18 protein-coding genes are annotated in these 17,780 nt (G+C 72.0%); 11 read left to right on the forward strand and 7 right to left on the reverse strand.

Features of this window, described 5'->3' with window-relative positions:
- Genes ACZ7G1_RS12765 through ACZ7G1_RS12775 form a run of 3 tightly spaced genes read left to right on the forward strand, consistent with a single transcriptional unit; the run spans nt 1 to nt 2,736 of the window.
- The gene (locus tag ACZ7G1_RS12765; RefSeq protein WP_470871565.1) at nt 1–960 is read left to right on the forward strand and encodes a hypothetical protein; all 960 of its coding nucleotides are present in this window, start codon (nt 1–3) and stop codon (nt 958–960) included.
- Between the two features lies 1 nt (nt 961).
- Nucleotides 962–1,792 carry a hypothetical protein gene (locus tag ACZ7G1_RS12770; RefSeq protein WP_470871563.1) on the forward strand — a complete coding sequence of 277 codons (831 nt, stop codon included), beginning with the start codon at nt 962–964 and terminating at the stop codon, nt 1,790–1,792.
- The gene (locus ACZ7G1_RS12775) at nt 1,789–2,736 is read left to right on the forward strand and encodes an ATP-grasp domain-containing protein (protein WP_470871562.1); all 948 of its coding nucleotides are present in this window, start codon (nt 1,789–1,791) and stop codon (nt 2,734–2,736) included. Before ACZ7G1_RS12770 ends, ACZ7G1_RS12775 begins: the two co-directional genes overlap by 4 nt.
- Here the strand turns inward: ACZ7G1_RS12775 and ACZ7G1_RS12780 are convergent.
- Nucleotides 2,709–3,371 (reverse strand): class F sortase, encoded by a 663-nt coding sequence (locus ACZ7G1_RS12780; protein WP_470871560.1) that lies wholly within the window; start codon nt 3,369–3,371, stop codon nt 2,709–2,711. The genes ACZ7G1_RS12775 and ACZ7G1_RS12780 overlap by 28 nt on opposite strands.
- Before the next feature lie 392 nt (nt 3,372–3,763).
- On the opposite strand from ACZ7G1_RS12780, the gene ACZ7G1_RS12785 reads away from it, so the two are divergent.
- Nucleotides 3,764–4,249 (forward strand): hypothetical protein, encoded by a 486-nt coding sequence (locus tag ACZ7G1_RS12785; RefSeq protein WP_470871559.1) that lies wholly within the window; start codon nt 3,764–3,766, stop codon nt 4,247–4,249.
- A 119-nt stretch (nt 4,250–4,368) separates the two neighbouring features.
- Here ACZ7G1_RS12785 and ACZ7G1_RS12790 read toward each other — a convergent pair whose 3' ends face one another.
- From ACZ7G1_RS12790 to ACZ7G1_RS12800, 3 genes are all read right to left on the reverse strand, one after another.
- Complete coding sequence (locus ACZ7G1_RS12790) at nt 4,369–4,929, reverse strand: hypothetical protein (protein ID WP_470871557.1); 561 nt, start codon at nt 4,927–4,929, stop codon at nt 4,369–4,371.
- Between the two features lie 167 nt (nt 4,930–5,096).
- On the reverse strand, nt 5,097–5,861 hold the full coding sequence (locus ACZ7G1_RS12795; protein WP_470871555.1) for a bestrophin-like domain: 765 nt from the start codon (nt 5,859–5,861) through the stop codon (nt 5,097–5,099).
- A gap of 33 nt (nt 5,862–5,894) precedes the next feature.
- Nucleotides 5,895–6,683 (reverse strand): hypothetical protein, encoded by a 789-nt coding sequence (locus ACZ7G1_RS12800; RefSeq protein ID WP_470871553.1) that lies wholly within the window; start codon nt 6,681–6,683, stop codon nt 5,895–5,897.
- 543 nt (nt 6,684–7,226) lie between these two features.
- On the opposite strand from ACZ7G1_RS12800, the gene ACZ7G1_RS12805 reads away from it, so the two are divergent.
- Nucleotides 7,227–8,039, forward strand: coding sequence for an SAM-dependent methyltransferase (locus tag ACZ7G1_RS12805; RefSeq protein WP_470871552.1), 813 nt, complete (start codon nt 7,227–7,229; stop codon nt 8,037–8,039).
- On the forward strand, nt 8,036–10,201 hold the full coding sequence (locus ACZ7G1_RS12810; RefSeq protein ID WP_470871551.1) for a putative bifunctional diguanylate cyclase/phosphodiesterase: 2,166 nt from the start codon (nt 8,036–8,038) through the stop codon (nt 10,199–10,201). The genes ACZ7G1_RS12805 and ACZ7G1_RS12810 overlap by 4 nt, the downstream gene beginning before the upstream one ends.
- A gap of 22 nt (nt 10,202–10,223) precedes the next feature.
- Here ACZ7G1_RS12810 and ACZ7G1_RS12815 read toward each other — a convergent pair whose 3' ends face one another.
- Nucleotides 10,224–11,432: a serine/threonine-protein kinase gene (locus tag ACZ7G1_RS12815; protein WP_470871549.1), complete on the reverse strand. Its 1,209-nt coding sequence runs from the start codon at nt 11,430–11,432 to the stop codon at nt 10,224–10,226.
- Nucleotides 11,433–11,463: 31 nt separating this feature from the next.
- Entirely contained in the window at nt 11,464–11,907 is a 444-nt protein-coding gene (locus ACZ7G1_RS12820; RefSeq protein ID WP_470871548.1) for a hypothetical protein, read from the reverse strand.
- A 109-nt stretch (nt 11,908–12,016) separates the two neighbouring features.
- Between ACZ7G1_RS12820 and ACZ7G1_RS12825 the strand changes: the two genes are divergently transcribed.
- Entirely contained in the window at nt 12,017–12,628 is a 612-nt protein-coding gene (locus tag ACZ7G1_RS12825) for a DNA-binding protein (protein WP_470871546.1), read from the forward strand.
- Nucleotides 12,629–12,640: 12 nt separating this feature from the next.
- Here the strand turns inward: ACZ7G1_RS12825 and ACZ7G1_RS12830 are convergent, their stop codons facing one another.
- A complete protein-coding gene (locus ACZ7G1_RS12830; protein ID WP_470871544.1) occupies nt 12,641–13,528 on the reverse strand; it encodes a LysR family transcriptional regulator in 888 nt (295 codons plus the stop codon).
- Nucleotides 13,529–13,624: 96 nt separating this feature from the next.
- Between ACZ7G1_RS12830 and ACZ7G1_RS12835 the strand changes: the two genes are divergently transcribed.
- The 4 genes from ACZ7G1_RS12835 to melC1 all read left to right on the forward strand — a co-directional run bounded on the left by ACZ7G1_RS12835 (nt 13,625) and on the right by melC1 (nt 17,768).
- The gene (locus tag ACZ7G1_RS12835; protein WP_470871542.1) at nt 13,625–14,350 is read left to right on the forward strand and encodes a succinate dehydrogenase; all 726 of its coding nucleotides are present in this window, start codon (nt 13,625–13,627) and stop codon (nt 14,348–14,350) included.
- A 1-nt stretch (nt 14,351) separates the two neighbouring features.
- The gene (locus ACZ7G1_RS12840) at nt 14,352–16,304 is read left to right on the forward strand and encodes a fumarate reductase/succinate dehydrogenase flavoprotein subunit (RefSeq protein ID WP_470871541.1); all 1,953 of its coding nucleotides are present in this window, start codon (nt 14,352–14,354) and stop codon (nt 16,302–16,304) included.
- Nucleotides 16,301–17,047, forward strand: coding sequence for a succinate dehydrogenase/fumarate reductase iron-sulfur subunit (locus tag ACZ7G1_RS12845; protein WP_470871540.1), 747 nt, complete (start codon nt 16,301–16,303; stop codon nt 17,045–17,047). Before ACZ7G1_RS12840 ends, ACZ7G1_RS12845 begins: the two co-directional genes overlap by 4 nt.
- 304 nt (nt 17,048–17,351) lie before the next feature.
- Nucleotides 17,352–17,768: an apotyrosinase chaperone MelC1 gene (gene melC1 / locus ACZ7G1_RS12850; RefSeq protein WP_470871539.1), complete on the forward strand. Its 417-nt coding sequence runs from the start codon at nt 17,352–17,354 to the stop codon at nt 17,766–17,768.
- Nucleotides 17,769–17,780: the final 12 nt, after the last annotated feature.

Below are 17,780 nucleotides of genomic sequence, written 5' to 3' on the forward strand. Positions count from 1 at the left end.
ATGACCGACCCGGTCTTCGGCATATATCCCGAGGACGGACCGCTGCGACTCGCCCCGGGACCGAGCCCCTCCGCCGAGTTCCCCTTCGAGGTGTACGCCTCGAGCACGGTCATGTTCCTGCGGTTCAACGCCTCGGACCCGACGTGCCAACCGCCCGGTGAGGCGGACCCGACCATCGAACTTCAGGTGGATTCGGGCAAGTGGGCAGCCGTGCCCCGCGCTCCCGGAACCGTGACGATCGAAGACAAGAACCTGACCGCGTACGCCACCGCGTCCTGGACCCGTGACCCCGGGGACATGCTCCTCGTGCGGCTGGACATCGACAAACCGTCCGAGCTGCAGTGGCAGGTGCGGCTCACGAACATGGCACAGCAGGATCTCTTCTTCGTGTGGGTCGTGTCGGACCTTGAGGAGGACACGCGTCAACCGCGGATCTTCATGGACTCGCTCCAGCACCGCACCGCCTCCCCGGGTGGCTTCATCGACGACATCGTCGTCAACGTGGCCAACGTCGGCACGAGGGAGCTCGTCTTCTCCACCGAAGCCTCGACCGATCTCGGAGGCGGCTTCTTCCTCGCATCGCTGACATCGCCCATCCAGCCGAGCGAATGCGGTTCCCTTGTCATCCAAGTCGCCCGCGTCGAACACGCGGGCGGCGGTGACAGCACCGACTTCGTACTACAGGCGAACACCCGCGACGAGGCGGAGCGGACGCTCCACCTCAGCCGCTCGAAGCCGAACAAGGAGAAGACCGAGGCCAAGGAGGGCAAGGACAAGGACGGCGATGGGCCCCCCAAGCACCTCCATGACCTGATGGGTGTCAGTGACCTCTTCCCCCGGCCCCTCATCCCCGGCATCGCCTGGGCCGGAGTCGCCGCCCCCCACGAGCACTTCATCCCCCCGGAGCTGCGCCCCGACCTGTCGACGAGCGCTCTCGCCTACGAGGACCCGGCGCCCTAGCGTGGCGGCGGCCGTCATGTGGCTGGTGCTGTGCGGCGCGGGGGACCCGGCGGCTCACTGGGCCGCCGCAGGCCTGCGCGAGCGGGGGCTCGACCCGGTGGAGGTCGTCGACGCGGGAACGCTGACCCGGGCCGTACGGTCCGCGCACCGGATCGAGGAGAAGGAGCGGGATGGATATCGGGTCCGGGGCGAGGGCGCCCGGACGGGCGACGAGACCGCGGGCCGTATGGGGGCGACCATGGAGCTCGTCCTGCCCGGCCGTCGTGACCTCGCGAGCGACGCCGTCCACGGCGTGCTCAACCGGCTCACCCACGCGCCTGTGGACCACCTCCGCTTCGCCACCCCGGCCGACACGGCCTACGCGATGGCGGAGTGGGACGCGCTCGTCCTCAGCTGGCTCCAGTGCCTGGCTCCCGTGACGGTGAACCGTCCGAGCCCGCTGGGTCTGTCCGGCACCTTCCGCTCGCCCGCCGAGTGGACCGTGCTGGCCGCCGCCGCGGGGCTGGAGGTGTCACCGCTGAGGCTGACGGACGACATCACGCACGAACCGCCCACGGACCGGGAGCCCGCTCGTACTCTGCTCGTCCTCGGCGACGACGTCTACGGCGTCCACGATGCCGAAGCGCTCGACGGCCTCCCCGCCGCCTGCATCCGCCTCGCCCGCGCCGCGGAGGCCGACCTCCTGGGGATCCACCTGGAGCCCGACGCCCACGCCCGGCACGGCGCGCGATTCACGGGGGCGACGCTCCTGCCGGACCTTCGGATCGGGGGCGCCCCGATGCTGGACGGCCTTCACGCGTCCTTGACCCGGCTGGCGGCGAGGCCGAGGTGATCATCGTCTGCGGCATCGCGAGCGAGCGCCCGATCGCTCTGGTCACCGACGCGCTGCGCCGCCGGGGCCTGCCGTACGCCGTGCTGCATCAACGCCGCTTCACGGACACCCCTGTCGACATCCGGGTCGACGGCGGTGGGAACGTGGGCGGGCAGCTGCGCTGCGACGGCCGGACCATCCCGTGCGCCGACGTCACCGGGATCTACACGAGGCTCATGGACTGGCGGCTGCTGCCGGAGGCACGGGGCGCGGACGAGGAGACGCTGCGGCACTGCCAGGCTTGGCATCAGGCGCTCGGCACCTGGATGGAGATCGCGCCGGGACGGGTGATGAACCGCGCCTCCGCGGCGGCGACCAACCGGTCCAAGCCCTATCAGGCCCAGCTGATCCGACGGGCGGGCTTCAGTGTCCCGGAGACGCTCGTGACCGACGACCCCGACCTCGCCCTGGCCTTCAGAGAGCGGCACGGCAGGGTCGTCTACAAGTCGATCAGCGGTGTGCGGTCGATCGTGCGGCCGCTCGACGACGAGGCCGTCGCCCGGCTGTCGCGGATCCGCTCGTGCCCGGTGCAGTTCCAGCGGTACGTCGCCGGTGTGAACGTCCGGGTGCACGTGGTCGCCGGTGAGGTCTTCGCCACCCGCATCGAGACCGACGCGGTGGACTACCGCTACGCGGGCCGGTACGGGGGGCACGCCGATCTGACGCCGTGGGGTCCGCCCCGCGAACTGGCGCGGCGTTGCGCGGACCTCGCGGCCGGGCTCGGCCTCGACCTGGCCGGCATCGACCTCGTCCTCACGGACGAGGGCGAGTTCTTCTGCTTCGAGGTGAATCCGAGCCCTGCCTACAGCTTCTACGAGGATCAGACGGCCCAGCCGATCGCCGATGCGATCGCCCGGGCCCTGGGGGGTGACACGACTCAGCGGGACCCGACCATGCGCGCGTAGACGACGACGTTGCCGTCGTAGCCGTGGGCGCGGGTGTAGCCGCCGCCGCAGGTGATGACGCGGAGTTCGGGGTGGCCGGTGTCGGCGTAGACCTGGACGCCGGGGAAGTCGTTCTTGGCGTAGACCTCGACGCCGTAGATCTCGAAGACGGCGACGCGGCCGTCGTAGCGCTCGACTTCGATGTGCTGGCCTTTTTCGAGGGAGCCGAGGCCGTAGAAGACGGCGGGGCCGCGGGCGTTGTCGACGTGGCCGACGACGACAGAGGTGCCGCGCATGCCGGGGGCGATGCCGTTCTGGTACCAGCCGGCGAGGTTGGCGTCCTGGGGGGGAGGGGCGGCGACCCAGCCGTCCTGGTCGAGGCCGACGTCCATGACGGGGGCGGCGACGCGGATGGCGGGGATCTTGATGCGGGAGGCGGGGGCGAAGGGCAGGGGGTCGAGGCCGGTGGAGGCGCCGGGGGGAGGTGGGGTGACGTGGCGGGCGACCGGGCGGGCCGCGGCGGCGGGCTGGGGCGGGCCCTGGGCGTCGTCGACCCCGTTGCGCATCATGGCGAGCCCGGACAGCATGGCGAGGGCCAGGACGCCCCAGGGTTGGCGTCTCCTGCGCTCGAAGACGCGGAAGTCCTTCGCGGGCATGGTTCTCCCTTCGTGGCGTCGTCAGAACGGTAAGGGCGGCCGGACGGGTCGTCGCCCCGGACGGCGCGAACGGGTGGGGGGCGCGGCCGTACGGGTGGAGGGGGGCCGGGGAGGGTCCGCGGGCGGCCCTTCGAGGGCGGCGGGAGCGGTGCCGGACAGGCGGGTGACAGGGGGCTGACCCATCCGAGTATTCGTCAGATAAGCGCCTCGGCCGGTGGTGACCTGGGGTTCTGAAGCGTTCGGGGGACACGGCTTCGGCGTGTCGTCTCACTGGGGTGGACCAGTGCCGAAATGCACAGCTCGCCACGGCTTGTGATGGTTCGTCATGGAAGGCGTACTCGTCGAAACTCCCGGAGCACCGCTTTGGGGCGTCTTCCACTGGAGGTTCAACCATGCGTGCTGCACGCACTCTGGCGGTGACCGCCACCGCAATCGCGGCGGTCGGGCTCGCGGCCCCCCTCGCCGTCGCCACCAACGGGCCGAGCAACGTCACCGTCAACCCCTTCGACGTCCACGCGGGGTCGACGATCACGATCACCGCCAAGGGTTGCGGTCACGGTGGCACGGTCACGTCCAACGCGTTCCCGGAGACCAACCTCTCGGTCAACTCCAACGGGCTCTCCAGCGCCATCGCCCGCGTCTTCAACAACGCCACCCCGGGCAGCTACAACCTCGCCGTCAAGTGCAGCGACAACTCGGCCGTCGTCACGCACCCGTTCCGCGTCCTCGCGGGCCGCGGCGCGCAGGGTGGTCTCGGCGGCTCGCTCGCTCCCAGCTCCACCGAGATGGCCGTCGGCGGCAGCCTGGTCGCCGCCGCCGCGCTCGGCGGTGGGGTGTTCATCGCCCGCCGTCGCCGCATGTCCGGTGCGGGAGTCTGACCGGCCGAACCTCCCGGCCGGCTTCGGCCGGCCCGCTGTGCCCGCCGCCTCCGAGTCCCTTCCGGGACCCGGGGGCGGCGGGCTTTCGCGCTCCGCTCGGGTCCGGCCACGGCGTTCGCTCAGTGGCGCCGGGCCGCGCCGGAGCGGCGGCGGATCACGAACACCACGCCGGCGCCCGCGGCCACGACCAGCGCGCCGCCGGCGGCCAGTTCGACGGGTTCGATGCCCTCGCCGACCGAACCGCCGAGACCGCCCCGCACTCCACGCGCGGGCGTGAGGGTGGTGGCGCCGATGGTCGGGCTGAGGGTGGCGAGGCCGCTGATCGTCAGATCGACGGTGTCCTGGATCCCGCCCGTGCAGTTGAACGAGACCGTGTACACGGCGCCGGCCTTGGCGTCCGAGTCCACGGTCGCGGTGACCGCCGAGCCGGGGGCGATGGTGACGGTGTCGAAGATGCCGGCCGAGGCCGTCGCCGTACTGGCGCAGCCGGGTGCGCTGAGCGTGACACGGCCGCCGGGGGCGACGACCGAGGGCGACACGACGAAATCGCCCGTGGCCCTGGCCTTCGGGGCTCTCGGGCCGTTGGCGGGAGCGCCGTCCGCCGCGATGGCGGCGGGGGCGGCCAGGGCGAGGGCGGCCGCCCCCAGCAGGGCAGTGGTAGCGGCACGTATCGCGCGCATGGTGAATCCTCCGGGTCCCGAGGGGCAGCCGCGGAAGGGGGTTTCCGCCGAAGACCTTGCGTACACCTCGATGCCCGAAACGCTAGGAGCGCACTATCACAGCCGCGATCCCAGGCGTGCGAATGGGGCACCGATGTCCCCCGGGCGGCCCACTCGCGGCGCCGGGATCAGCGTGTGAGCTGCGGGAACAGATCGGTGAACGGCGTGGCGGTGGCCGAGATGCCCCGGCCGAACGGCGCGTCGAAGTCCCAGATGAGGAAGAGCAGGAACGCGATCAGCACGCTGAACAGCCCGGCGAGCAGCAACTCCCGCCCGGTCCTGCGGATCTGGAGGGTGAAGATCAGGCCGACCGTCACCAGGGCGCCGATGATCAGGCCGAACCACACCACCCCCGGCATCGTCGCCCCGGCGCTCTGGCCCCGGGCGCCCCGGGCGTCGTCGGCCGCCGCGACCTGGTCGACCAGCGGCTGGTAGGCCTGCCCCTCGAAGTCGTTGGCGGGCTGGTAGTCGGTGACGCTGCGCCGGACGCGCTCCAGGAGGGCGGTGCCCTCGTCGCTCAGCTCGCCGTGCTCGGACATGTGCGTCCACTCGTCGTGGACCACGTAGGAGACGTACGCGTCGACGTCGGCGCGGATGCCCTCGCGGACGGCCTGCGGGTACACCTCGGCGCGGGCCGAGATCTCGTGCATCGCCTGGGCCTCCTGCCGGACGGTCTCCTGGGCGGCCCCACGGGCCTCCCAGACGCCGGCGATGGCCAGACCGAGGACGATCGCGTAGATCACGCCGATCATCATCGTCATGTACTCGATGACATCGGGGGTTTCGCTGGGGTCGTCGTCCTCGGGGATCCGGCGGTTGTTGATCACGACGATGGTGAGGACGACGGCACAGGCGGCCGCCATCGCGAGGGTCAGAACAAGCCATTCGGACATGGGAGTTCTCCTGCGGGACTCAGGGGAGGGAGGTCACTTGGACCGGGGGCGGAGGATCGCCGTCGCCAGCACGGCCGGGGCGGTGATCATCAGGGTCGCGGTGACGATGGACGTGCCGCCCTCGCGCTTGGTCTGCGTGACCGGGCGGTAGTGGGGCAGGGCCACCGGCGTGGGGGCCGGGGGCCGGGGCCGCACGGTCGGCGGAGGGGGCGGCGCGGGCGCGGGCTCGGGCGGCCTCGTGGTCGGCGGCGCGGGTTTCGGCGGGGCCGGCCGGGGCGCGGGTCTGGTGGCGGGCGGTGTGGGTGTGGGCCGGGGCGGGAGCGGCTCGGGGGTGGGGGACGGCGGTTCCGGCTTCGGCGGGGGAGTGGGCTTCGGGGTGGGCTTGGGGGTCGGCTTCGGCGGTTCGGGCGTCGGCGTCGGTGTGGGCGTGGGCGTGGGGCACGGCGGCGGGGGCTTCGGGTGGCAGGGCTTGGGGTGATGGCCCTTGCCCTTGCCGTGCTGGTGGCCCTTGCCGCGGCCGTCGTCGTCACCGTCGCCGTCGTGGTCGTGGCCACGGCCGCCGCCACGGCCGCCGTGACGGTCGTCGTCGTGGCCGCGACCGCCACGGCTGCCGGCGTCGTCGCCGTGGCCGCGACCGCCGCCACGGCCGTTGCCGCGGCTGGTGTCGCCGTCGCCGGCGATGGCCACCGCGATGGTCGCGCCGTCCTGGTCGGTGGAGGCGTAGGCGCAGGCGTCGGCGGCGGCGGGCACGGGTGAGGCGAGCAGCCACACCAGTCCCAGGGCCGCGAGCGGCCGCGCGAGGAGTGATCCGTACAGAGACACGCCGTCGAGCTTGATCACACGAGCGGCGCGCCGTGGCGGAATCGCCGTGGATTCGCCGGATGGAGGGGATCTCCGGTTGTGTGGGCTTGACGTTTTACCGTGTGTCGGAGACGGATTCGGCGCAATGCCCGGTATCGCCGTACACCGGGATTCCGGCGGGCGGCCGAGAAGCCCCGTTCCGGCCTCGGCGACGAGAAGTGTCCGGTTGTCGCCCTGTCGGTCCGGGGGCCCAACGGGGCATCCTGCACCGGCGACCGGGTCCCTTCGGCGGCAACGACCGAGGTACGGACGGGGCCTGGGCCACCGTCGGGTGGTGAGCGGCGTCGCCGGTGTAGCCGACGCACGATCATATGCACGTGAATTTGCACAGCCTGAAGGCGTGAACTCTGCGTTCCGGGAGCACGTGCCAATGGCGTGTGACCAAGAACGGATCGCTAATTTCCGTTTCTACTCGCTCTCCCGGCGGGCGATCAGTAGCCTCACCTCGAACACCGGCCGCGAACACCTGGCCGCATCCCCCATGGCGACTTGTTGGAGACATTGATGGAGCGTCCCGCCTGGGCTCCGCCTGGTATCGACATTTCGGTACCGAGCGTGTCCCGTATGTACGACTTCTATCTGGGCGGCTCGCACAATTTCGAAGTGGACCGGGAAGCGGCGCGCAAGGCCATGGAGTTCATGCCGGGCCTGCCCAAGGTCATGCAGGCGAACCGGGCCTTCATGCGGCGCGCCGTCCGCCACGCCGTTGACAACGACGTCACCCAGTTCCTCGACATCGGCTCCGGCATACCCACCTTCGGCAACGTGCACGAGGTCGCCAGGAACGCGGACCCCGCCGCCCGGGTCGTCTACGTCGACCACGACCCGGTCGCCGTCGCCCACAGCCGCGCCGTCCTCGAAGGCGACGAGAGCGCCGCGGTCGTCGCCGCCGACCTGCGCAAGCCCGCCGAGATCCTCTACAGCCCCGAGGTGACCCGGCTGCTCGACCTCGACCGGCCGGTGGCGCTGCTCCTCGTCGCGGTCCTGCACTTCCTGGAGGACGAGGACCGGCCGTACGAGGCCGTCGCCGAACTGATCGGTGCGCTGGCCCCCGGCAGCCTCGTCATCCTCACCCACGCCTCGTACGAGGGCATCCCGCTCTCCGAGGAGCAGGCCGGTGGCACCGTCGGCGTCTACCGGAACATCCGCAACCCGCTGGTGATGCGGTCGGGCGAGGAGATCGCCCGCTTCTTCGAGGGCACCGAGATGGTCGAGCCCGGCCTCGTACCGATGCCCCTCTGGCGACCGGAGAGCCCGGTCGAGGAGGAGGACCCGTTCGCCTTCTCCGGCTTCGCAGGGGTGGGGCGCAAAGCGTGAAGGTCCCGTCTCAGCCGACCGGCGCACTCGCGGAGGCCGACGGCCCGGAGGACAGGCTCAGGCGCTTCGTCACCATCTGGAGCCGCGCGATCTTCCCGGTGACGGCCACCTCGCTGACCCGCGCCGAGTTCGAGGGCCATCTGCTGCCGCTGGCGCGCACCCTGTGCGAAGCGCTGCACGCACGGCCCTTCGACACGGCCCCGGCCCACCGCACCGGAGCCGCCCTGGTCGACGCCCACTGCACCGACCCGGACGCGCTCGGCCGCAGCCTCGGAGTCGTCGACTCGTATCTGGTGCTCTACTGCGGTACGGAGTCGGACGTGCCGGCCGAGGAGCTGCGTGCCCGCTGCGCCCGGCTCCAGCACGCCATGGCCACCGGCTACGCGCAGGCCCTGCGCGAGCGGACCCGCGCCGAGCAGGAGGCCATCGCCCGCTCGGCGCTGACCGCCCGCAGCGCCGCCGAGGTCGCCCTGCACGCCACCGAGAGCCGCTTCCGCGCGGTCTTCGACGGCGCGGCGATCGGCATCGGCATCGCCGACCTCGACGGCAACGTCCTGGAGGTCAACGAGACCCTCACCCGCATGTTCGGCGGCATGGAGGCCCAGGTCCGCAGCCGGAACGTCAGCGAGTGGGTCCACCCGGAGGACGGGCCGCACGTCTGGAAGCTGTACGAGGAGCTGGTCCGCGGCGAGCGCGAGCACTACCGCGTCGAGAAGCCCTACTACCGGGGTGACGGAACGGTTCTGTGGACCAACCTCACCGTCTCGCTCCTCCGCGACGCCGAAGGCCACCCCCAGTACCAGCTGGCCCTCTTGGAGGACACCACCGAACGGCGGCTGCTCCATCTGCGCCTGCGGTACGAGGCCACCCACGACGCCCTCACCGGCCTGCCGAACCGGACGCTCTTCTTCGAGCGCCTGGAAAAGGCGCTCACGCCGGGCGACAACGCCCGCTTCGGGCTCTGCTACCTCGACCTCGACGGCTTCAAGGTCATCAACGACAGCCTCGGCCACTCCGCCGGCGACCGGCTGCTCGTCGAGGTCGCCGACCGGCTGCAGAGCTGTGTCACCGGGGCCGGCGAGATGGTCGCCCGGCTCGGCGGCGACGAGTTCGTCGCCCTCACCACCGCCTCCGGCGGCGAACGGGACGTCACCGAACTCGCCGACCGCATCCTCGCCGCCCTCGCCACCCCGCTCCGCATCGACGGCCGCGAACTGACCGTCCGCGGCAGCCTCGGCGTCGTCGAGGGCCCGGCGGGGGAGCGGACCCCGGCCGAGGTGCTCCGCAGCGCCGACATCACCATGTACCGGGCCAAGTCCGCCGGCGGCAACCGCTTCGAGCTCGCCGACCCCGAGGCCGACGCCCGCGCCATTACCCGGCACGGACTCACCACGGCGCTGCCCACCGCCCTGGAACGCGGCGAGTTCTTCATCGAGTACCAGCCGCTCGTCCACCTCGGCGACGGCAGCGTGCACGGCGCGGAGGCCCTCGTCCGCTGGTGCCACCCGCAGCACGGCGTGCTCGGCCCCGACCGCTTCATCCCGCTCGCCGAGGACACCGGCCTCATCGTGCCGCTCGGCCGCTGGGTGCTCCAGGAGGCCGTGCGCCAGGCCCGCTTCTGGCAGGCCCGGCACGCCGACGGCGGCCCGCTGCGGATCAACGTCAACCTCTCGCCGACGCAGCTCCACCACCCGCGCCTGGTCGCCGACACCGTCGACGTCCTGGAGCGGTCGGGTCTCGAACCCGGCGCGCTGTGCCTCGAGGTCACCGAGTCCGCGCTCATCGGCGCCGACGAGGACCTCCTGAAGCCGCTGCGGCAGCTCGCCGAGATGGGCGTGGACATCGCGCTCGACGACTTCGGCACCGGCTACTCGAACCTCGCCAACCTCCGCCGCCTCCCGGTGAGCGTCCTCAAGCTCGACCGCTCCTTCACCCGGGGCATGCAGCAGCACCCCGTCGACCCGGTCGACCTCAAGATCGTCGAGGGGATCGTCTCGCTGGCCCACAGCCTCGAACTCGCCGTCACCGTCGAGGGGGTGGAGACCGGCGCCCAGGCCCGCCAGCTCCGCGACCTCGGCTGCGACACCGCCCAGGGCTGGTACTACGCCCGCCCCGGCGCCCCGGACCGCATCCACTCGCTGCTCCTGGCGGACGCCGTGTGAGCCCCGCCCCGGAGGCCGGACCTCAGCCCTCCTCGGCGGCCGTCGGCGTCCACTCGTACCGGGCGGTGCCGGGCACCTGGTCGCAGATCAGGAGGTAGCCCTCGGGGCTGAAGGCGACCGAGAGCGCCCGGTCCGCCGCGCAGGCCGCGAAGGCGCCGGGCCCGGTGGGGTCCGGCGGCCCGGACTCGACGCGGGCCGGGAGCGTACGGGCCGCTCCCGGGGCCGTACCGTCCGCGGCCGGCCCGGTGGCGGACGGACCGCGGCCGGGCTCGGCGTCCGCGGTGAGCGAGGCGAGCACGGTCGTCGCGGTGGCGGTGAGGACGACAGCGGCGAGGACGGCCGCCGCGAGGACTCCCCGGCCTTGGCGGCGGCGGGGGCCGGGCGGCGGGGGAGAGGTCGGGGAGGTGTGCGGGGCCGGGTTCGGTGCCGCGCCTTGACGGTCGGCGGTCGGTTCGTCCGTGAACTGGTCCGGTACGAGGAAGGGTTCGCCCTCCCACAGGACGGGCCACCGCTCGGGTCCCAAAGCCGCCTGGCAGCGGGCCAGTTCGTCCAGGGCCGCCTGGGCCGTGGGACGGTCGGCGGGATCCGCGGCGGTCATGGCGGCCACGAGTGAGGCGGGGGCGGAGAGTTCCCGGAGGACGAGTCCGGCGGCGTAGACGTCCTGTGCGGGATCGCCGTCCGCTCCGGCCCGTGCCTCGGGGGCCAGGTAGTCCGGGGTGCCGGCGACGAACGCCGGTGAGGTGAGGCGGAGATGGGGCAGGACCCGGGCCACGCCGAAGTCGCTCAGGTACAGGTGCGGCCGCCCGGTCCCGCTCGCGGCGAGCAGCAGGTTGGACGGCTTCACGTCGCGGTGTACGAGCCCCGCCCGGTGGACCGCGACCAGGGCTTCCATGAGCTGCCGTCCGATCGACAGGCCCGCTTCGGGCGGGAGTTCGCCGTAGTCGGCGAGGAGCCCGGCGAGGGTGCCGCCGCGCACCAGCGGCAGCACGAGCCACGCCTCGCCCTCGCGGACGAACCAGTCGACGGGGGCGAGGACGTGCGGATGGCCGAGGCGTACCGACTGCTCGCAGACGAGGCGCAGCAGTGACTCGAGGTCGGCGCTGCCGGACACCTTCACGGCCACGTCGGTGCCGGCGTGGGTGTCGACGGCTCGCCAGACCGTGCCCTGTGCCCCGCGTGCCACCGGCGCCACGAGTCGGTAGCGCCCGGCGAGCATCCCCCCTGCTTCCATGCGCCGCAGAGTACCTCCGCGGCGCCGCCGGTCAGAGCGAGGCGACCGTGAGGACGACGGTGTCGGCGGTGGTGACGACGGAAACGGAGGTCTTGTCCGTGGTGGCGGTGAAGACGCCGGCGATGTCGACCACCTGGTACTGGGCGCCTTCCAAGGCCTTGCGGTACTCCGCGAGGACGCCCTTGGGGTCCGTGGACGAGTACGTCATGACGTAGCCGCCGTCGCTGCCGGTGACGCTCGTCAGTTCCGCGGACGGCAGCGGCATGCCCTCGGGAAGGTCGTCCGGCTTCTGCACGCCGCCGGTGGTGGGCGCCTCGGTCGTCGGGGAACCGGGGCCGTCGGTCGGGACCTGGAGGGTGGTGGGGGCGGCGGTGGCCCCGCCCTTCGTGTCGGAGCCCTCGGACTGGCAGGCGGTCAGGCCGAGGACGGCGAGGGCGGCGACGGTGGCGAGCGAAGTGGTGCGCTTCCAGGGCATGGTGACGTCCCATCAGTGAGGGTGAGGGTGGGGTCGTGCCTTCCGACGGGGAGATTGACACATGAAAACTCCCTTTGACAAGTGTCAATCACCGCCTTAGCTTCGTGCCATGGACGCGACCGCCATCGCCCGCAATCAAGAACTCCAGCGCCAGTGGTACGGAGCTCCGCTCGGCGAGCTGTGCCGCGAGCTGTGCGACCGCTTCGGAATGACCCAGTCCGGGCTCGCGGAGACCCTGGGCATCTCACCCGCGATGCTCAGCCTCGTCATGCGGGGCCAACGCGCCCGGATCGCGAACCCCGACGCGGCCGCCCGCCTCTCCGCCGTCCTCCACCTCGCCCAGGACGTGCGCGCCGGCACCGTACGCCCCGAGGACGCCCCCCGGGCGCTCGCCGGCATCCGCGGCAGCAGAACCCCGGGCCAGGACTCCCTGGGCATCGCCATGACCCCCTGCCACGCCGGCGATCACCCGCAGCCCGACGCCGCCGCACCGGACCCCGGCCCCGGCCGGGCCCCCGCCCCCGCCCCGGCCACCGACCCCGACCTGCGCTTCGCGCTCCGTCTGCGCGAGCTGCTCACCGCCCGCGCGAGCGCCGTCGACATCCTGGCCGCCGCCGCGCTGCTCGACGCGGACCACCCGGGCCTCGCCGAGATCCTCAGGGTCTGCGGCGCGGGCCGCACGGACGAGGCAGTCGCCCTCGTGCGTGCCCTCGGCCGCTGACCGGCCGGGGTGTCACACGGCCCGGCGGGAGGCCATGAGCACCCGCTGGAGCTCCCGCGCGGCCCTCGGCGGGGCGACGTCGCTGCGGTGGGCGAGCGCGATGGTGCGGCGCAGGCCCGGCCGGGCGAGGGCGGTGACGCGGAGGTCGCGGCCCGCGCGCGCCGCGACCATGGCCGGGACGACGGCGAGCCCGAGCCCGGCCCGTACGAAACCGAGCACGGCGTCCAGCTCCCCGCCCTCCACCGTGAACGTCGGCTCGAAGCCCTCGGCCCGGCAGGCCGCCACGGTCAGTTCCCGCAGGTCGTAGCCGTGCCGGAACATCACGAGCGGCTGGTCGCGCAGGTCCTTGATCCGCACCGGCCTGCGGGGCGCGGGCTCCGAGGCGGCGGAGACCACCACCAGGTCCTCCCGGAGCAGCTCGACGGTCGTCAGCGCGGGTGAGGGGGAGGGCAGCGGGAGCACCACGAGCGCCAGGTCGAGCGCGCCGCGCGCCAGCTCCCGTACGAGATCGTGCGAGCCGCCCTCCTCGATGAGCAGCTCGATGCCCGGGTGGAGGTCGTGGAAGGTGCGCAGGACGTCCGGGAGCAGGCCGGTGCAGAGGCTGGGGGTCGCGCCGAGCCTGACCCGGCCCCGCTTGAGCTGGGCCAGCTCCTGCACCTCGATGCGGGCCGTCTCCGTGTCGGCGAGGATCCGGCGGGCGAGCGGCAGCAGCGCCTCGCCCGCGTCGGTCAGGGTGATGTTCCCCCTGGCCCGGCTGAACAGCTCCGCGCCCAACTCCTGCTCCAGCGCCTTGATCTGCTGGGAGAGGGAGGGCTGCGAGACGTGGACGCGCTCGGCGGCCCGGGTGAAGTGCCGGGTCTCGGCGACGGCGACGAAGTAGAGGAGCTGCTGGAACTGCATGTTCCCAGGGTAGGCGATGTGGATAGGCTCGGCCTATCGAGATCAGCCGGACCATGTCTTGGACCTCTCGGGTCCTTCGGCCCTAGCGTCGTACCCATGGCTCTGGCACCCACGAAGGACAAGGCGACGGGCCGACCGCCGTCCCCCACCCCGTCACGCGGATTCTGGTCCTCGACCCTCGGCAAGAAGACGGTCATGGCCGTCAGCGGGCTGATCATGCTCGGCTACCTCGTCGCCCATGTCGCCGGGAACCTGAAGGTCTTCTTCGGCCCCGAGGAGTTCAACGCCTACGGCCACTGGCTGCGGGTCATGGGCGCCCCCGTCCTGCACCACGAGTGGGCCCTCTGGCTCGTCCGGATCGCCCTCGTCGCGGCCGTCGTCGCCCACGCCGTCTCCGCGTACCAGCTCAGCCGGCGCGACCTGAAGGCCCGCCCCACCCGGTACGTCCACCGGCGCAAGCGCTCCTCGTACGCCACCCGCACCATGCGCTGGGGCGGGATCATCCTCGCCCTCTTCATCGTCTGGCACGTCCTCGACCTCACCACCGGCACCGTCCACCCCGGTGGCTTCGAAGAGGGCAAGCCCTACCAGAACGTCGTCGACACCTTCTCCACCTGGTACGGCAACGTCATCTACATCGTCGCCATGCTCGCCGTCGGCCTGCACGTCCGCCACGGCTTCTGGAGCGCCGCCCAGACCCTCGGCATCGGCAACGCCCGCCGCGAACGCCTCCTCAGGGCGCTCGCGAACACCCTCGCGCTCGTGCTGACCGCGGGCTTCGTCTCCGTCCCCGTCGCCGTCATGACCGGAGTGGTGAGCTGACATGAGCTACCCCGAATACACCGACTACGCGACCGGCGAGCCGCTCGCCGACACCAAGGCGCCCACCGGGCCCGTCGCCGACCGCTGGGACACCCGCCGCTTCCAGGCGAAGCTGGTCAACCCCGCCAACCGCCGCAAGCACCGCGTCATCGTCGTCGGCACCGGCCTCGCCGGCGGCTCCGCCGGCGCCACCCTCGCCGAACAGGGCTACCAGGTCGTCCAGTTCTGCTTCCAGGACTCCCCGCGCCGCGCCCACTCCATCGCCGCCCAGGGCGGCATCAACGCCGCCAAGAACTACCGCAACGACGGCGACTCGATCCACCGCCTCTTCTACGACACCGTCAAGGGCGGCGACTTCAGGGCCCGCGAGTCCAACGTCCACCGCCTCGCCCAGATCTCCGTCGAGATCATCGACCAGTGCGTCGCCCAGGGCGTCCCGTTCGCCCGCGAGTACGGCGGCCTCCTCGACACCCGTTCCTTCGGCGGCGTCCAGGTCTCCCGTACCTTCTACGCCCGCGGCCAGACCGGCCAGCAGCTGCTGCTCGGCGCCTACCAGGCGCTCTCCCGGCAGATCGCCGCCGGAAACGTCGAGATGCACGCCCGTACGGAGATGCTCGACCTCGTCGTCGTCGACGGGCGCGCCCGCGGCATCGTCGCCCGCGACCTCGTCACCGGCGAGATCTCCACCCACTACGCGGACGCGGTCGTCCTCGCCAGCGGCGGCTACGGCAACGTCTTCTACCTGTCGACGAACGCGATGAACTCCAACGCCACCGCCGTCTGGCGGGCCCACCGGCGCGGAGCCTACTTCGCCAACCCCTGCTTCACCCAGATCCACCCCACCTGCATCCCGCGCACCGGCGACCACCAGTCCAAGCTGACCCTCATGAGCGAGTCGCTCCGCAACGACGGCCGCATCTGGGTCCCCAAGGCCAAGGGCGACGACCGCCCCGCCGCCGACATCCCCGAGGACGAGCGCGACTACTACCTGGAGCGCATCTACCCCTCCTTCGGCAACCTCGTCCCCCGCGACATCGCCTCCCGCGCCGCGAAGAACGTCTGCGACGAGGGCAGGGGAGTCGGCCCCGGCGGCCAGGGCGTCTACCTCGACTTCGCCGACGCCATCCGCCGCATGGGCAGGGCGGCCGTCGAGGAGAAGTACGGCAACCTCTTCGACATGTACGAGCGGATCACCGCCGAGAACCCGTACGAGGTCCCCATGCGGATCTACCCCGCCGTGCACTACACGATGGGCGGACTCTGGGTCGACTACGACCTCCAGACCACCGTCCCCGGCCTCTTCGCCATCGGAGAGGCCAACTTCTCCGACCACGGGGCCAACCGGCTCGGCGCCTCCGCCCTCATGCAGGGCCTCGCCGACGGCTACTTCGTCCTCCCCGCCACCATCAACGACTACCTCGCCCGCCACCCCCACGCCGAACCCGTCACCGACGACCACCCGGCCGTCCGCGAGGTGCTCGCCGAGACCGAGGACCGGCTCAACCTCCTCCTCGCCGTCGACGGCGACCGCACCCCCGACTCCTTCCACCGCGAACTCGGCGCACTCATGTGGGAGTTCTGCGGCATGGCCCGCACCGAGGCCGGCCTGCGCAAGGCCCTCGCCCGCATCCCGCGGATCCGCGAGGAGTTCTGGAGCCGCATCAAGGTCCCGGGAACAGGACGGGAGTTCAACCAGTCCCTGGAGAAGGCCAACCGGATCGTCGACTACCTGGAACTCGCCGAGCTCATGTGCCTCGACGCGCTCCACCGCGCCGAGTCCTGCGGCGGCCACTTCCGCGAGGAGTCCCAGACCCCCGACGGCGAAGCCGCCCGCCACGACGAGGAGTTCGGCTACGTGGCGGCCTGGGAGTTCGCTGCCGCCGGCGCCCCCGTCCTCCACAAGGAAGACCTCGTCTTCGAGTACGTCCACCCCACCCAGCGGAGCTACGCATGAGGCTCAACCTGCGCGTCTGGCGCCAGAAGAACGGCGCCGCCGAAGGCGCCATGGCCACCTACCAGGTGGACGGCATCTCCGCCGACATGTCGTTCCTCGAGATGCTCGACACCCTCAACGAAGACCTCACCCTCCGCGGCGAGGACCCCGTCGCCTTCGACCACGACTGCCGCGAGGGCATCTGCGGCGCCTGCAGCCTCGTCATCAACGGCGACGCCCACGGCCCCGAGCGCACCACGACCTGCCAGCTCCACATGCGCTCCTTCCGCGACGGCGACACCATCGACGTCGAACCCTGGCGTGCCGCGGCCTTCCCCGTCGTCAAGGACCTCGTCGTCGACCGCTCCTCCTTCGACCGTGTCATCCAGTCCGGCGGCTACATCAGCGCTCCCACCGGCTCCGCCCCCGAGGCCCACGCCACCCCCGTCCCCAAGCCCGACGCCGACTCGGCCTTCGAGCACGCCGAGTGCATCGGCTGCGGCGCCTGCGTCGCCGCCTGCCCCAACGGCTCCGCCATGCTCTTCACCTCCGCCAAGGTGAACCACCTCAACGTCCTCCCCCAAGGCTCCCCCGAGCGCGAGACCCGCGTCCTCGACATGGTCGCCCAGATGGACGCCGAAGGCTTCGGCGGCTGCACCCTCACGGGCGAGTGCGCCACCGCCTGCCCGAAGGGCATCCCGCTCATGTCGATCACGTCGATGAACAGGGAGTGGCTGCGGGCTCGGAGGAAGACGAAGGGGTAGCACGGACCGCCGTCCGCATTTCGGACAGCCTCGGAGCGTGGGCGGCGCCACACCTCGTACCCGTGGACGAAAGACTCTTCACAAGAAGATCATTTTCTCCGTGGAATCTTCGCCGTGAAGGCCTTTCGGAGGCCCGGACAAGAAGATCCACTTCGTTCAACTCTGTACATATCACGACAGGTTGTCCGTATCGCGCCCAACCCGCCCCCGGCGATTTCAGCCCCTCCCATGCCCCCGGGTACTGATGGGTACGCCGGGGGCACCTGACCAAACCCCCGGTCGTACAGACCAATAGGGGGTTTTCATGTCCAGCATCACCCGCCGCCGGGCCCTCGGCGTCGCGGCCGGCGCGGCCGGCGCCGCCGCGGGCCTCGCCCTGGCGCACACCGCCGTCGCCGACGCTCCGCGCGCCGCCGCACCCGCACCCGCGGCGGACCCGTCCGCCTTCGACGAGGTCTACCAGGGGCGCCGCATCAAGGGCGGCCCCTCACAGGGCGGCGGCCACGACGGGGGCCATCACGGAGGCCACCAGGGGGGACACCACGGAGGCGGCTACTCCGTGACGATCGACGGCCAGGAACTGCACGTCATGCGGAACGCCGACGGCACCTGGATCAGCGTGATCAACCACTACGAGCCCGTGGGCACGCCCAGGGCGCTGGCCCGCGCGGCCGTCCGCGAACTCCAGGGCGCCCCGCTCGTACCGCTCACGCTGACCTGACCCCACCTGTCC

Source organism: Streptomyces sp. NPDC037273 (assembly GCF_055603625.1).

What these genes read in the sequence shown, in the direction of transcription:
- ACZ7G1_RS12815 (WP_470871549.1), bottom strand. Translation starts at nt 11,432, where the DNA reads ATGGAAGCAGGGGGGATGCTCGCCGGGCGCTACCGACTCGTGGCGCCG.
- ACZ7G1_RS12825 (WP_470871546.1), top strand. Translation starts at nt 12,017, where the DNA reads ATGGACGCGACCGCCATCGCCCGCAATCAAGAACTCCAGCGCCAGTGG.
- ACZ7G1_RS12845 (WP_470871540.1), top strand. Translation starts at nt 16,301, where the DNA reads ATGAGGCTCAACCTGCGCGTCTGGCGCCAGAAGAACGGCGCCGCCGAA.
- ACZ7G1_RS12790 (WP_470871557.1), bottom strand. Translation starts at nt 4,929, where the DNA reads ATGCGCGCGATACGTGCCGCTACCACTGCCCTGCTGGGGGCGGCCGCC.
- ACZ7G1_RS12795 (WP_470871555.1), bottom strand. Translation starts at nt 5,861, where the DNA reads ATGTCCGAATGGCTTGTTCTGACCCTCGCGATGGCGGCCGCCTGTGCC.
- ACZ7G1_RS12780 (WP_470871560.1), bottom strand. Translation starts at nt 3,371, where the DNA reads ATGCCCGCGAAGGACTTCCGCGTCTTCGAGCGCAGGAGACGCCAACCC.
- melC1 (WP_470871539.1), top strand. Translation starts at nt 17,352, where the DNA reads ATGTCCAGCATCACCCGCCGCCGGGCCCTCGGCGTCGCGGCCGGCGCG.
- ACZ7G1_RS12785 (WP_470871559.1), top strand. Translation starts at nt 3,764, where the DNA reads ATGCGTGCTGCACGCACTCTGGCGGTGACCGCCACCGCAATCGCGGCG.
- ACZ7G1_RS12835 (WP_470871542.1), top strand. Translation starts at nt 13,625, where the DNA reads ATGGCTCTGGCACCCACGAAGGACAAGGCGACGGGCCGACCGCCGTCC.
- ACZ7G1_RS12765 (WP_470871565.1), top strand. Translation starts at nt 1, where the DNA reads ATGACCGACCCGGTCTTCGGCATATATCCCGAGGACGGACCGCTGCGA.
- ACZ7G1_RS12820 (WP_470871548.1), bottom strand. Translation starts at nt 11,907, where the DNA reads ATGCCCTGGAAGCGCACCACTTCGCTCGCCACCGTCGCCGCCCTCGCC.
- ACZ7G1_RS12840 (WP_470871541.1), top strand. Translation starts at nt 14,352, where the DNA reads ATGAGCTACCCCGAATACACCGACTACGCGACCGGCGAGCCGCTCGCC.
- ACZ7G1_RS12830 (WP_470871544.1), bottom strand. Translation starts at nt 13,528, where the DNA reads ATGCAGTTCCAGCAGCTCCTCTACTTCGTCGCCGTCGCCGAGACCCGG.
- ACZ7G1_RS12805 (WP_470871552.1), top strand. Translation starts at nt 7,227, where the DNA reads ATGGAGCGTCCCGCCTGGGCTCCGCCTGGTATCGACATTTCGGTACCG.